Consider the following 14,434-nt stretch of genomic DNA (forward strand, 5'->3'; position numbering starts at 1 on the left):
TGTCAGGCCCCCTTTGAACCCGTCAGCGACGAGAGCCTGAAGAGCGGCCGGTTGCGAATCCGCAGCCAGAAGATGAACGCGACGAGCGCCCCCACGACGAGGTGCAGCCCGACGAGTCCCACGCCGAACGACAGCTTGCCTTGCTCGATCCACGACTGCACGACGTTCAGCAGGTTCGAATACGTGAGATAGATGAGCACGGCCATCACGAGATTGATCGTGCGGCTGCGGCGCGGGTTTTGATACGAAAGCGGAATGGCGAGCAGCATCAGATTGATGGCGATGATCGGCAAGCCCGCGCGCCACGCGAACTCCGCGAGATTTTCCTTGGTCGGATCCGCGAGCAGATCGGGCGTGTAGATGCCCGTGGTCGTCGGCGTGTTGACGACCTGGCGGCTCATTATCTTCACACCATAGCGCTCGAATTCCATGATCCGAAAGTTCGGCTGGCCGGGCTCGCCGTCGTAGCGGCGGCCGTTGTCGAGCACGATGAAGCGGTCGCCGTCGGGACGCGTTTCGGTGTGCCCGTTCTTCGAAACGATCACGTTGACCTTGCCGCCTTCCGTGCTCGTGACGAACACGTTCTCGACGTGCCCCTGATCCTGCGACATCTTCTCGATGAAGAACACGCGATGGCTCGCCGGCGATTCGCGGAACTGGCCCGGCGCGAGCAGCGACACTTCATCGCGCTGCTGAAAGCGCTGCTTGATGAGCTTGCTCTGCTGATTCGACCACGGCCAGCCGACGAAAGCGAAGAACATGATGAGGATGATGATCGGCGTCGAGAACACGGCGATCGGCTTGATGAGCTGCGTCTGACTCACGCCCGACGCGAGCCACACGACCATTTCCGAGTCGCGATACCAGCGCGTGAGCACGAAGAGGATGGAGACGAACAGCGTCACGATCAGCATGACCGCGAGATAGCCGATGACGGTGAGCCCGATCAGCACGACGACGTCTTTCGGGTCGATCTGACCTTGCGCCGCGAAGCCGACGATGCGGATCATCATCGTCGTGAGCATGATCGTGAGCAGGACCATGAACACGGCGCCGGCCGTATACGCGAGTTCGCGCTGCAGGGAGCGTTCGAAGATCATTGAATTTTGCGATTTGCCGGCGGGGATGCGGAATCATGCACGCATCTTGTGGCGAAGGGGAAGGGCATCGTGCTCATCCTCGCTTTGCGCCTGTGACCGCCGCGGAAAAAATAGCGGATAATTGCGGCTTTCATCCTTCAGCCTAGATTTTATCCGAGGATAAGCGCGATGGACTTTAGCATAAAAGCCTGTGATTGGAGCAAAGGCGAGGCAAATGGTTTCCTTACCGGAAAGTCGGATGTCATCGTGCTCGGCATCTTTGAAGCGCAGACGCTCACGGGCGCCGCGCGCGACATGGACGTCGCCACCAAGGGCCTCATTTCGCGCGTCGTGAAAGCCGGCGACATGAGCGGCCGCGCCGGCACGACGCTGCTCGTGCCCGAAGTGACCGGCATCGGCGCATCGCGCGTGCTGCTCGTCGGGCTCGGCAAGCAGGACGCCTTCAATCAGAAAGCCTATGGCGAAGCCGTGCGCGCCGCGTGGCGCGTGCTGCTCGGCTCGAAGATCGGCCAGGCGACCTTCACGCTCGCTCAACTGCCGGTCCAGGAGCGTGACGGCGTGTGGGCCGTGCGCGCCGCGATCCTCGCGCTGCGCGAGCTGACCTACAAATTCACGCAGATGAAGAGCAAGCCCGACAACGGCGCGCGCTCGCTCAGGAAGATCGTGTTCAGCATCGATTCCGCGGACGAGAAAGCCGCCAGGGTCGCGGTGAAGCAGGGCGTCGCGATCGCGAACGGCATGGATCTCACGCGCGATCTCGGCAATCTGCCGCCGAACGTCTGCACGCCGACCTATCTCGGCCAGACCGCGAAGAAGCTTGGCCGCGACTTCAAGCTGAAGGTCGAGGTGCTCGGCCAGAAGCAGATCGAGGCGCTCGGCATGGGCTCGTTCCTGTCGGTGGCGAAGGGTTCGGTCGAGCCGCCGCAGTTCATCGTCATGCATTACCAAGGCGCGGGCGTCGAAGCGAGCAAGACGAAGGGCAAGAATGCGCCGATCGTGCTGGTCGGCAAGGGCATCACGTTCGACTCGGGCGGCATTTCGATCAAGCCGGGCGAGGCGATGGACGAGATGAAGTACGACATGTGCGGCGCGGGTTCCGTGTTCGGCACGATGCGCGCGGTCGCCGAAATGGGCCTGAAGCTCAACGTGATCGGCGTGATCCCGACTTGCGAGAACATGCCCGCGGGTAACGCCGTGAAGCCGGGCGACATCATCACGGCGATGAACGGCACGACCATCGAAGTGCTCAACACCGACGCCGAAGGCCGCCTGATCCTGTGCGACGCCTTGACCTACGCGGAGCGCTTCAAGCCCGCCGCCGTGGTCGATATCGCGACGCTCACGGGCGCGTGCATCATCGCGCTCGGGCATCACAACACCGGTCTCTTCTCGAAGGACGACGCGCTCGCGGGCGAGTTGCTCGACGCATCGCGCGAAGCGTCCGATCCGGCATGGCGCCTGCCGCTCGACGACGAGTATCAGGACCAGCTCAAGTCGAATTTCGCGGATGTCGCGAATATCGGCGGACGTCCGGCCGGCAGCGTGACGGCGGCGTGCTTCCTGTCGCGCTTCGCGACGGCGTATCCGTGGGCGCACCTCGATATCGCCGGAACCGCGTGGAAGAGCGGCGCGGCGAAGGGCGCGACGGGCCGTCCCGTGCCGCTGCTTTCGCAGTTCCTGATCGATCGCGCGGGCGCATGACACGCATCGACTTCCATACGAATGTCGGCGATCCGCTCGCCTACGCCTGCCGCCTCGCGCGCAAGGTGTATGCGAGCGGCAAGCCGCTCGTCGTGCTCGCCGAACCGCAGCGTCTCGCCGCGTTCGACGAGCAGTTGTGGACCTTCCAGCCGCTCGAATTCGTGCCGCACTGCATGGCGAAGAGCGCGCTCGCGCAGGACACGCCTGTCGTGCTCACGTCGAATCTGGATGAAGCGCCGCATCATCAGGTGCTGGTGAATCTCGGCGCGCCGGTGTCCGCGCAGTTCGCGCGCTTCGAGCGGCTCGTCGAGATCGTCGGCAGCGAGGGGGACGAACTCGCCGCGGGCCGCGAGCGTTATCGCTTCTATCGCGATCGCGGCTATGCGATCGAGACGCACAATCAGGGCGGTTGAGCGAACAGAAAGCGCGCGTTGCGTGCGCTACGCTGGCAGTGACAAAGGAGACCACCCGAGATGACCGACAAGCCCGAATCCTTCGATTCCTCCATTCCGACGCTGACCGATGTCGTCGTGCCCGGCAAGCCGGAATACGCGCGCGCGCCGTCGATCAACGCCGCGATCGAATACGACGCGGACCAGATCGCCGAGCGGCTGCGCGGCCGCTTCACGAACTTCCTGACAGGCGATGCGCGCGCGCTCATCGAAGAACGCTGCCGCGAAGTGCTGCGCGAACATTCGACGCAACTCGTCTCGGCGATCACGCGCGAAGTCGCGATGGCGCTCGAAGGCCGGATGAGCGAATGGGTGCGCGATGCAGTCGAGGAAGAGTTGCGCCGTCAGCGCGGCGAATGAGTTCTATCGCGGCGACGGTATCTCCGCCCGGCACGCGATAACCTGATCCCGGCGACACCCTGTTTCTCCAGTCGAACGCGCGCGTTCGATTGTTGCGTTATTTCTTTTGGCGAACTGATCATGTTCGCCTGCCACGCATATCGTTACAAAGAGGATGACGCCGAAATTCGACGGGCGTTTACCTATACTGCCAATGCTTCGACCAGATACAGCGATGAGTGCGTGACTCGCAGTCGTGATGCACGCCTTGGGACGTCGGTGGCACGGAGTCGTCCAGCGCATGAGCAAACAACGATATCGCGGGCGGGACCGGCCATTCTTTACTGAACGGCGTCCTCATTACGCCGCCGTGCTCCTTCTTTTCGCGATGTCGGCGCACGCCGTCACGACACTCGGGCCAAGCTCGGCCACGCAGACGGTTTCCACCGACACGTCCTACCTGATCAAGCCCGGCACCGCGATCACGACCTCATCGGGCAACGCCATCAACGTCGAGGGCATTGCGCCCGTAACCATGTCGAACGCGGGTTCGATCATCAGTTCTACGGACAACATCGCGGCGGCAGTTGTGTTCGACGTGCCCGGATCGCTCGTCAATCAGGTGTCCGGCGCGGCGCTGGGCCATACGCACGGCATCCTCTTCAACAACAACGGTGCGGCCAACAATATCGTCAATCGCGGCGATGTCAGCGCGCGTATCAGCCATGCAATTACCTACTTGGGCGCGGCGAGCGGGACCGTCGACAACTTCGGAACGCTCAACGCCAACTCGGCGGTGACGGCCAGCACGGACGGCATTCTCCTCGGATCGACGGGCAACGTGACCGTGAACAATCACGCCGGGGCGGTCATCCGCTCGGGTATGGGCGATCAGGATAACGGCAGCGGGATCCTCGTGAGTGCCGGAACGGCGGCGATCCACAATGACGGACTCATCGATGCCTATCACGAAGGCATTCTCGGCAGAAGCGGCCTTCCCATGGAGGTACGCAATGGCGCCACGGGCGTGATCCGCAGCACGATCGGGGCGGGCGTGCGGCTCCAAAGCGGGAGCACGCTCGATAACGCCGGCGTCATTGCCAGCGGGTCGGAAACGGCCATTCTGCTATTCGGCCCGAACAACGTCGTGACGCTCGGCGCGGGTTCGCGGCTGATAAGCGGCAATGGCAACGCCATCACCAGCCAGAGCACAGACAATTCGATCATCCTGACGGGCACCAACACGGAGTCGGGGAACTTCTTCGCAAGTCCCGAACATGGCTTCATCCGGCTGAACCCGCGCGCGGGCAGCGACTGGACGCTCAACGGCACGGTGCTGATGGGCGGGACATCCTCAGCGGCGCTCGATGTCGAAGGCGCGCTGACGCTCGGCGGCGCGGTCATTCAGAACGGCGGCGGCACGACGGTAAGGTCTTCGGGCTCGCTCACGCTCGGCACGGGCGGCGCGGCCGGCATCGTGACGGGCAATGTCGTCAATGACGGCCTGCTTCGGTTCAACCGCAGCGACGCCTTTTCGTTCGACGGCGCGATAACGGGAACGGGCACGCTCGTGCAGGCGGGCAGCGGCACCGCCGCGCTGACAGCAGCGGGATCGTCGCAAGGCGCGGTAAACGTGCAAGCGGGCACGCTCGCGCTGAATCAGCCGGGCGCGTTCAATGCGGGCAGCTATGCGACGCAGCCTGGCGCGACGACCGCCATCGCCGCGGATTCGACGCTGAACGTCGCGACGAACTTCAGCCAGGCGCCGGGCGCAGCGCTGACGATCGCCATCGGACAGGCCCAGCCGATCATCACGGCGGCGAGCGCGAGTCTCGGCGGCGCGCTGAACGTGAGCGGCTTCGGCGCGAGCGCGCCGGATTCCGCGAGCGCGCTCACGAGCACGCGCTTTGACATCATCCATACGAGCGGCGGTATCGCAGGCGATTTCGCGAGCGTCGGGTTCGGCGGCACGGCGAGTCCCGTCGATTATCTGACGCTCGCCGGCGCGAAGACCAACAACGGGCTCGACTACGAAGTCGGCTTCGGCCTGCGCTGGCTCGCAGGCGCGGCACAGGGCGACGGCGCGTTCACGCTCGCAGGCGCGGCGGATACCTTCAATGCCGATGTCGCGCTCAACGACCAGACTGGCCGGTTCGCGAGCGGCTGGGACGGCCGGACGTTGACGAAGAAGGGCGCGGGCACGTTGATCCTGTCGGCGGCGAACGGCTATACCGGCGCGACACTGATCGATGCCGGCACGCTCGCCGCGGGCGCGCGCGACGTGATCGCGGGAAGTTCGCAGCTCGCGGTGGCGGCGGGCGCGACCTTCGATCTGCGCGGCTTCGATCAGCACGTCAGCGATCTCGCCGGCGCGGGCAATGTGACGCTCGCCGGCGGTGCGCTGAGCGTGAACAGCGCGGCCGATTCGACGTTCAGCGGCACGATCGGCGGCGCAGGCAGTTTGACGAAGAGCGGCGCGGCCACGCTGACGCTGAGCGGCGACAACACGTTCACCGGCACGACGACGATCGCTTCGGGCGCGCTGCGGCTCGGCGCGGGCGGGACGACGGGCAGCGTCGCCGGGAACGTCGTCGATGACGGCGCGCTCGTCTTCGACCGCGCCGACAACGTGATCTTCCGCAACACGATCAGCGGCACGGGCGATGTCGTTCAGCAAGGCAGCGGCGTCGTCACGTTGACCAACGCGCAAACCTACAGCGGCGCCACGCGCGTCGATGCCGGCGCGCTGGTGTTGACCGACGGCGCGCGGCTCGCGAATACGTCTCAGGTAAGCGTGGCTCCGAGCGCGACCTTCGGCGGCTATGGCTCGGTGGGCGGCGCGGTGCTCAACAACGGCGTACTGGCCATAGCCGATGCCGCGCCGGGTTTCGCGGGCGGTCCGGCGGGACAATTCCTCATCGGCGGCGCGCTCACGAACAACGGCGAGATTCGCATGGCGAGCGCCGCGCCCGCGAGCACGCTGACCGTCGCGGGCGATTACACCGGCAACAACGGCCGTATGGCGCTCTCCACGGTGCTCGCGGGCGACCGATCGGCGACCGACAGACTTGTCGTACACGGCGGCACGGCGGGGCAGACGCGCGTCGCAATCGCAAATGCGGGCGGCGCGGGCGCGCAAACGGCGAACGGCATCGAGATCGTCCAGGTGGACGGGCAATCGAACGGCGTGTTCACGCTTGACGGCCGCGTGGTCGCGGGTCCGTACGAATACAGTCTGCGGCAAGGCGGCCTGGCGACGCCGGACGATGGCGACTGGTATCTGCGTTCGGCGCCGACGCCGCGCCCGGAGCCGGGCGCTTACCTCGGCAATCAGCGCTCCGCCGAAACGATGTTCACGATGACACTGCACGATCGCGCAGGCTTCGCCGATTCCTACGCCGCGCTACCGCCGGACGCCGATAACGCGACGGCCTGGGCGCGCACGAGAGGCGCGCATACCGACAGCGACGCGGCCAGCGGGCGTATCGGCGAATCGACGGACACCGCGCTCGTGCAGGCGGGCATCGACCTGCTGCATCGGGTGTCGGACGGGCATCGCTGGCAGGCGGGCGTGATGGCGGGCTACGGCTCGTCCACCACCGATGCGACCGCGCAGAACAGTTCCGCGACCGCGCGCGGCAACGTCAACGGGGCGAGCGCGGGCGTCTACGCGACGTGGCGCGGCAATGCCTGGTCAGCCGATGGCCCGTACGTCGACACCTGGCTGCAGTACGCCCATTTCGACAACACCGTGAAGGGCGCGGATTTGCCGGGCGAGAATTATTCGAGCAGCGTGTGGGCGGGATCGCTCGAAGGCGGCTGGGCCTTTGCGCTCGGGCAGACATCGACGGGACCGGTGCTCGTCGAGCCGCAGCTTCAGTTGATCTACACGAACTATCACGCCGGCGATCACGTCGAGCACAACGGAACGGTGATTCACAGCGACGATGGCGGCGGATTCACGACGCGCGTCGGCGTGCGGATCTTTCACGCGCCAGGCTCGGCGGCGTCGCCCGGATGGCTGCCGTTCGCGGAAATCAACTGGTGGCACGACACGCAGCTTTCCTCGGTTTCGTTCAACGACGTGCGCGTGTCGCAGGACGGCCCGAGAAATCGCATGGAGTTCAAGCTCGGCGCGCAAGGCCAGATCGCGAAACAGTGGCGCGTGTGGGGCAATCTCGGCTATCAGCAAGGCGACGGCGGTTATCGGAGCTACGAAGGGCTGCTCGGCGCGCGCTACATCTGGTGACGCGCGCGCCGGTCGCGCGTCAACCCGTCACCGCGCCCTTGTTCGCCGGCCCCGCGAGCGCCGCGAATTTCGCCAGCACGCCGCGCGTGTACTTCGGCGCGGGCTGCTTCCACGCGGCGCGGCGGCGCGCGAGTTCGGCGTCATCCACGTTCAGTTGCAGAAGCAGCTTGTGCGCGTCGATGGTGATCGAATCGCCTTCCTGCACGAGCGCGATGGTGCCGCCCGCGAACGCTTCCGGCGCGACGTGGCCGACCACCATGCCCCAGGTGCCGCCCGAGAAACGCCCGTCGGTGATGAAGCCGACGGATTCGCCCAGCCCCTTGCCGATGATCGCCGATGTCGGCGCGAGCATCTCCGGCATGCCCGGACCGCCGACCGGCCCCAGATAGCGCAGCACGAGAATGTCGCCAGCTTTGATCTTGTCGCTGAGAATGGCGTCCATCGCGCTTTGCTCGTCGTCGAACACGCGCGCAGGACCCGTGATGACCGGATTCTTCAGGCCCGTGATCTTCGCGACCGCGCCGTCTTCCGCGAGATTCCCGCGCAGGATCGCGAGATGCCCTTCCTTGTAAAGCGCCTGCTCGATCGGGAAGATGACCTTTTGATCCGCGCGCGGCTTGCTCGGCACGTCCTTCAGTTCTTCGGCCATCGTGCGGCCGGTGATCGTGATGCAGTCGCCGTGCAAGAGACCCGCGTCGAGCAGGATCTTCAGCACTTGCGGAATGCCGCCGGCTTTGTGCAAGTCCGTCGCGACATATTGACCGGAAGGCTTCAGATCGCAGATGACCGGCACTTTCTTGCGCATGCGCTCGAAGTCGTCGATGCTCCATTCCACGTCCGCCGCGTGCGCGATGGCGAGATAGTGCAGCACGGCGTTCGTCGAGCCGCCCGTCGCCATGATGAGCGCCACCGCGTTCTCGATCGACTTCTTCGTGATGATGTCGCGCGGCTTCAGATCCCTCTTCACCGCTTCGACGAGTACGCGCGCCGATTCGGCCGCGGAATCGACCTTTTCCTGATCCGGATTCGCCATCGTCGACGAATACATCAGCGACATGCCGAGCGCCTCGAACGACGAGCTCATCGTGTTCGCCGTGTACATGCCGCCGCACGAGCCGGTCGACGGGCACGCGTTCTTCTCGACGCCCTTGAAATCCTCCTCCGACATGCGCCCCGCGGTGAACTCGCCGACCGCCTCGAAAGACGACACGATCGTCAGATCCTTGCCCTTCCAGTTGCCGGGGCGAATCGTGCCGCCATACACATAGATCGACGGCACGTTCATGCGCGCCATGCCGATCATGCCGCCCGGCATGTTCTTGTCGCAGCCGCCGATCACGACGACGCCGTCCATCCACTGGCCTTGCACGGCGGTCTCGACGCAGTCCGCGATTACCTCGCGCGACACGAGCGAGTACTTCATGCCTTCGGTGCCCATCGACATGCCGTCGGAGATCGTCGGCGTGCCGAAAATCTGCGGATTCGCATCGGATTTCCTGATCGATTCGACGGCGGCGTCCGCGAGGCGCTGCAAGCCCGCGTTGCACGGCGTGATCGTCGAGTGGCCATTGGCGACGCCGATCATCGGCTTGTCGAAGTCCTCCTCCTTGTAGCCGAGGGCGTAATACATCGAGCGATTGGGCGAGCGCGCGACGCCCTGAGTGATGTGCTTCGAGCGGCGATTGAAGGCCATGGTGTGCTCCTGAGGGGATGTTCTTGATTTGATGCAGCAAGAATGCAACCGCGCTATGTGTCTGTCCAATATATTATTCAGGGCTTACTAGGTCGCAAAACATATCAATGGAACTACGACTCCTGCGTTATTTCGTGACGGTCGCCGAAGAGATGCACTTCGGCCGTGCCGCCGCGCGCCTCGCGATGACGCAGCCGCCGCTCTCGCAGGCGATCCGCGCGCTGGAAGAATCGCTCGGGGTCGCGCTTTTCGTGCGCACGAAACGGACCGTGGAGCTGACGCCCGTCGGCAAGGATCTGTTGCCGGAAGTGCGCCGCCTGCTCGCATCCGCCGATGCGCTGCGTCCGCTCGCGCAATCGCTCGCGCGCGGCGAGGCGGGCGTGCTGTCGCTCGCGTTCGTCTCCACCGCCGATTACGGGCTTCTGCCGGCGCTGCTGCGCGATTTCGGTGCGCGTCATCCCGGCGTGCGTCTGCAACTGACCGAAGCGACGAGCGACGTGCAGATCGACGAACTCGTCGCCGGGCGCGTCGATGCGGGCCTCGTCATTCCGCCGCTGCCGCCGCGTTACGCGTCGTCGCTCGAGTATGTGCCGATCGCGCGCGAGCCGCTGATGATCGCGATGTCCGAGAAGCAGGCGCAAGAGCTGAACTCGGGCGAAGACGAACCCGTCGACCTGCACGATCTCGCCGCCGCGCCGCTCGTCGTCTTTCCGAGGCGTCTCGCGCCCGGCTTGCACGACATCATCATGGGCTGCTATGGCGCGGCCGGGCTCACGCCGCGTATCGGCCAGGAGGCGATCCAGATGCAGACCATCGTGAGCCTCGTGTCCGCCGGCATGGGCGTCGCGCTCGTGCCGCAATCGCTGCGTCATCTAAGGCGCACGGGCGTCGTGTATCGTCCGCTGCTCGATCCCGGTCCTTTCGTGGAAACGGGGCTGGTATGGCGGATCGCGGAAGTGAGTCCGGTGCTCGCCGGGTTCATCGAAATCGTCCGTTCGAGGGCCGAAAGCGCCGGTTCTGTATGATTCGCCCCTGTAGCCCGCTTAAAGATTCCCACATCAGAATGCTCATACATCCCAATTTCGATCCCATCGCGATTCATCTCGGACCGCTCGCCGTGCGCTGGTACGGCCTCATGTACCTGGTGGCGTTCGTGTCGGCCATCGTCATCGGCCGGTTGCGGCTGCGGCTGCCTTATGTCGCCGCGCAAGGCTGGACCGTGAAGGACATCGACGACATGCTGTTCTACGGCGTGCTCGGCACGATTCTGGGCGGGCGCATTGGCTACGTGCTGTTTTACAAGGCCAGTTATTACGCCGCGCATCCGCTCGATATCTTCAAGGTATGGGAAGGCGGGATGTCGTTTCACGGCGGCTTTCTCGGCGTGACGCTCGCGATGGTGCTGTTCGCGTATCACCGCAAGCGCACGTGGCTGCAGGTGACGGATTTCGTCGCGCCGATGGTGCCGCTCGGTCTCGCGGCGGGGCGACTCGGCAATTTCATCAACGGCGAGCTGTGGGGCCGCGTGACGGACCCGAACGCGCCGTGGGCGATGCTCTTCCAGAACTCGACGAACGACGACGCCGTGTGGCTCTCGAAGAATCCGCAGCTCGACGCGCAGTATCACCTCACGGAAATTTTTCAGCGTTACCACATGCTGCCGCGTCATCCGTCGCAGTTGTACGAAATCGCGCTGGAAGGGCTCGTGTTGTTCATCGTGATCTGGACGTTCTCGCGCAAGCAGCGTCCGGTCGGCGCGATTTCGGCGCTGTTCCTGATCGGTTATGGACTCGCGCGCTTCACCGTGGAATTCGCGCGTGAGCCGGACGATTATCTCGGCTTGCTCGCGCTCAATCTCTCGATGGGCCAATGGCTTTCGCTGCCGATGATCGTCGCCGGCGTGGTAATGATGGTGTGGGCCTACAAGCGCAATCTGCGCCTGCCGCCCGAATCCGCAAAGGCTTGAGGAAAGAGCGGGGCGGTCGAACGCCGCCCCGCGTGAACAGCGGGAGCGACGTTTAGCGTCCCATTTGTACGGAGCCGGAAACGTCGACTGTCACCGTGGTCGTGCCGGCTTCCATCGCGATCGGGGCCATCTTCGCATCGGCGCTCATCGCGCGCGATTGCATCATCATGACGGGACGCGGCTGCGCGCCGCTCCGTCCGACATTCACTTCCCGAATCGTGAAATTGCTGTAGCCGAAGCCTTGCGCGGCGCTTTGCGCCTGCTTGCGGAACGAATCGATGGCTTGCGAGACGAGCTTTTGCTCGGCCGCGCGCTGCGCTTCGGGCGACAGCGAGAACGCGACGCTACCCACTTGCATCGACGAACTCATCTTGCCCGCGAGCTTCGATGCCGCCGCGAAGTCATGCGATTCGAGCACGACTTCCGTGCGCCCGCGCCACGCGGAAATCTTGCCGTCGCGATCCGTCGACGGATAGACGGTGAACGAGCCGCTCTTCGCGGTCACGCCGTCGACACCTTTGGCTTCGCGTAACGCGGCCTCGGCGCGCTGATTGAGCGTGCTGGTGAGCGACGACGGATCGGCCGCTTCCTGTTCGTAGAAGAGCGTGATGTTGACGACATCCTGCGGCACTTGCGCGCTCGCTTGTGCGGAGAGCGAGAGCACGCCCGAGGGCTGTGGCTGCGTCATCACCGTCTGCGCAGCGGCGGTTTGAGACAACGTTAGCGCGGCACCGGACATCGCGAGCAGGGCGAAGGCGGCGGCGGTTTTCTTATTGAGCATCGAAGGACTCCGTGACATCGCGTACGTGCGACGGGATTTAGTCGCAGTCGTGAAGTCGTAAGTTCCTTGTTAGACGAGGTGCTCGGTAATAAATCGCCATTGCGCTTCGGTCACGGGCGTGATCGAGAGCCGGTTGCCGCGCGCGAGCACTTGCATGTCGGCAAGCTCTGGATGTTCGCGCAACGCGGCGAGCGATATGAGCGGCGTCTTCTTCACGAACTTCACGTCGACGAGCATCCAGCGCGGCGTTTCCTGCGTCGATTTCGGATCGTAGTAATCGCTCTTCGGATCGAATTGCGTGGGATCCGGATATGCCGTCGAGCACACTTTCGCGATGCCCGCGATGCCCGGCTCCGGGCAGCTCGAATGATAGAAGAGCACGCCGTCGCCGATCTGCATCTGATCGCGCATGAAGTTGCGCGCCTGATAGTTGCGTACGCCCGTCCACGGCAAGGTTTTTTTCGGCGCGTGCGCGAGATGATCGATGCTCGCTTCGTCCGGTTCGGACTTCATCAGCCAGTAGCGCATGGTCGTGTGCATGAATCGAAGAGCGAACGGCAGGGACAAACGAAAACGGCATCGGAAAAACCGATGCCGTTTCTTGAATGAGGTCCCCGCCACAGCCGCTAGGCCGGCATCCTGAACCTGGGTTCAAGATTGGTCGCGGTAAGCAACACTTCGGGTACATCGGACTAGCGACGCGCGCGCCCGTGCTGCAAGGTTCCGCAACCGTGCCAATGTAGCATTGGTTCAAGGAATATATGACCTTGGCGTACCAGGCAGGGAAACGTCACTCTACACCAATCGTTTGCCTTCTGCAGCCTCTTCACGCTACTTCGGCGGTTTCTTTTTTCGATTGACATTGCGCGCTGATTGACTCGACGCGCATCTGCCTTATTGCGCTTCGTGTTGCGCAATGACCGCGCCCAATTGCTCGTTCATCGAGTGCATCGTGCGGCGGATTTCTTCGGCGGGGAAGGCCTCGCCGTGACGCACGCTGTCCTGCAGCTTAAGCAATTCCGACGCCAGCGAAAGCGCCGCCATCACCGCGATGCGATCCGTGCCGCGCACGCTGCTTGCATTGCGCACTTTGTTCATTTCGGCGTCGACGCGCGCGACGGCTTCACGCAATGCGCCTTCGGTTTCCGGCGAGCACGCGAGACGATACGGCTGCCCGAGAATGGATACTTCGATCTGCGTGGTCGTCATGCCTTCTCTCCCTGATGATGCTCGCCGTGCAATTCCGTTTCATGTGCTTCCTGGGAATCGGCTTCGAGGAGATCGAGTTGATTGTCGGACTCGGCATGTTGCGCGGACTTGCCGCGCGGCAGCTTTTCGAGAATCGCGTTCAGGCGGATTTGCGCGTCGTCGATTTTCGCGGACAGCGAATCGCGTTCGGACTGCAGCGTATCGCGCTCTTCGCGCACTTGCGCGAGCTCGGCCTGCACGTTCGCATAGTCGGCGCGCAGCTGTTCGAGTTGTTCCTGCAGCGCTTGATGCGCCTGCTTGTGGCGCTCGCTGATCTGGATCAGCCGGCCGATGTTTCCTGACAGTGATTCGAGTTCGTTGAGCATGTGCTGCGTCCTCTAAAGACCTCGCATTTTAGCGCGGTTCAACGGAGCTTCCGATAAATGTCTCGTTTCGAGACGTAACAACACGCGATCTAGCGCTTAATCCTTCGAATCAAGCGCATGTCGCGATGCATTCGTGTGCAGAAAACGCGAGCGCCCCGCAACGCTCGTGATGACAGGCCGGCCGCTTCTCTTTCGCTTCTCGTTCGATTCGTCATGCGCCGCGCCAGTCTGGCCGCGCGGTTTTCTTGACGGCCCCGAACCGCGCTCCTACACTTGCCGCACTTTTGGTGCTCGCATCCGCGGATCTCGTGGATGCAGTCAAACGGGAAACAGGGAGCGAAGTCGCCGCAATCGACGACGAGCCAACCTGTGCTGCCCCCGCAACGGTAAGCGACCGCAACGCAAGTTGCAAGTCGTCTCATGCGCGTTTTTGCCGCGCGAGCGTGTCGAAATTCGTCGCACGCGCGCGACTGCAAGAAACGTGTCGATGCCACTGCGCGCCATGCGCGGGAAGGCGAGACGATTGATCGCCAGCCCGGATACCGGCCGGAGTCCGACGCATCGGCGCGCATGGCGCGG

The 14,434-nt window shown here is 64.0% G+C and carries 12 protein-coding genes, 1 other RNA gene and 1 riboswitch; of the genes, 6 read left to right on the plus strand and 7 right to left on the minus strand.

Annotated features, from left to right (window positions below):
* Positions 1–2: 2 nt before the first annotated feature.
* Complete coding sequence (lptF, locus tag NCS00_RS03525; RefSeq protein WP_008351116.1) at positions 3–1,100, minus strand: LPS export ABC transporter permease LptF; 1,098 nt, start codon at positions 1,098–1,100, stop codon at positions 3–5.
* Positions 1,101–1,268: 168 nt separating this feature from the next.
* On the opposite strand from lptF, the gene NCS00_RS03530 reads away from it, so the two are divergent.
* The 4 genes from NCS00_RS03530 to NCS00_RS03545 all read left to right on the plus strand — a co-directional run bounded on the left by NCS00_RS03530 (position 1,269) and on the right by NCS00_RS03545 (position 7,841).
* Complete coding sequence (locus tag NCS00_RS03530; protein ID WP_034472942.1) at positions 1,269–2,801, plus strand: leucyl aminopeptidase; 1,533 nt, start codon at positions 1,269–1,271, stop codon at positions 2,799–2,801.
* Entirely contained in the window at positions 2,798–3,214 is a 417-nt protein-coding gene (locus NCS00_RS03535; RefSeq protein ID WP_034472941.1) for a DNA polymerase III subunit chi, read from the plus strand. The genes NCS00_RS03530 and NCS00_RS03535 overlap by 4 nt, the downstream gene beginning before the upstream one ends.
* Before the next feature lie 60 nt (positions 3,215–3,274).
* Positions 3,275–3,613, plus strand: coding sequence for a DUF2486 family protein (locus tag NCS00_RS03540; protein WP_008351113.1), 339 nt, complete (start codon positions 3,275–3,277; stop codon positions 3,611–3,613).
* Positions 3,614–3,893: 280 nt separating this feature from the next.
* Positions 3,894–7,841, plus strand: coding sequence for an autotransporter outer membrane beta-barrel domain-containing protein (locus NCS00_RS03545; RefSeq protein WP_250439115.1), 3,948 nt, complete (start codon positions 3,894–3,896; stop codon positions 7,839–7,841).
* Between the two features lie 19 nt (positions 7,842–7,860).
* Here NCS00_RS03545 and ilvD read toward each other — a convergent pair whose 3' ends face one another.
* Positions 7,861–9,534 carry a dihydroxy-acid dehydratase gene (ilvD, locus tag NCS00_RS03550; RefSeq protein ID WP_008351111.1) on the minus strand — a complete coding sequence of 558 codons (1,674 nt, stop codon included), beginning with the start codon at positions 9,532–9,534 and terminating at the stop codon, positions 7,861–7,863.
* A 107-nt stretch (positions 9,535–9,641) separates the two neighbouring features.
* Here ilvD and NCS00_RS03555 point away from each other — a divergent pair, with 107 nt between their 5' ends.
* Together NCS00_RS03555 and lgt are read left to right on the plus strand one after the other, a co-directional pair.
* Positions 9,642–10,559, plus strand: a complete 918-nt coding sequence (locus NCS00_RS03555; RefSeq protein WP_175982797.1) for a LysR family transcriptional regulator — start codon at positions 9,642–9,644, stop codon at positions 10,557–10,559.
* Positions 10,560–10,597: 38 nt separating this feature from the next.
* The gene (lgt, locus tag NCS00_RS03560) at positions 10,598–11,500 is read left to right on the plus strand and encodes a prolipoprotein diacylglyceryl transferase (RefSeq protein WP_008351107.1); all 903 of its coding nucleotides are present in this window, start codon (positions 10,598–10,600) and stop codon (positions 11,498–11,500) included.
* Positions 11,501–11,552: 52 nt separating this feature from the next.
* Here the strand turns inward: lgt and NCS00_RS03565 are convergent, their stop codons facing one another.
* The 5 genes from NCS00_RS03565 to NCS00_RS03585 all read right to left on the minus strand — a co-directional run bounded on the left by NCS00_RS03565 (position 11,553) and on the right by NCS00_RS03585 (position 13,855).
* On the minus strand, positions 11,553–12,281 hold the full coding sequence (locus tag NCS00_RS03565) for an SIMPL domain-containing protein (protein WP_034472932.1): 729 nt from the start codon (positions 12,279–12,281) through the stop codon (positions 11,553–11,555).
* Between the two features lie 69 nt (positions 12,282–12,350).
* Positions 12,351–12,809, minus strand: a complete 459-nt coding sequence (locus NCS00_RS03570; RefSeq protein ID WP_008351103.1) for an EVE domain-containing protein — start codon at positions 12,807–12,809, stop codon at positions 12,351–12,353.
* Positions 12,810–12,888: 79 nt separating this feature from the next.
* Positions 12,889–13,070: non-coding RNA, 6S RNA (gene ssrS, locus NCS00_RS03575), on the minus strand.
* Positions 13,071–13,175: 105 nt separating this feature from the next.
* Positions 13,176–13,490 (minus strand): cell division protein ZapA, encoded by a 315-nt coding sequence (locus NCS00_RS03580; protein ID WP_008351102.1) that lies wholly within the window; start codon positions 13,488–13,490, stop codon positions 13,176–13,178.
* Positions 13,487–13,855 carry an ATPase gene (locus NCS00_RS03585; protein WP_244807761.1) on the minus strand — a complete coding sequence of 123 codons (369 nt, stop codon included), beginning with the start codon at positions 13,853–13,855 and terminating at the stop codon, positions 13,487–13,489. Before NCS00_RS03585 ends, NCS00_RS03580 begins: the two co-directional genes overlap by 4 nt.
* A gap of 267 nt (positions 13,856–14,122) precedes the next feature.
* Positions 14,123–14,420, plus strand: a riboswitch (cobalamin riboswitch).
* Positions 14,421–14,434: the final 14 nt, after the last annotated feature.

Origin of the sequence: Caballeronia sp. AZ1_KS37 (assembly GCF_023631165.1) — a bacterium.
GTDB lineage: Bacteria > Pseudomonadota > Gammaproteobacteria > Burkholderiales > Burkholderiaceae > Caballeronia > Caballeronia zhejiangensis.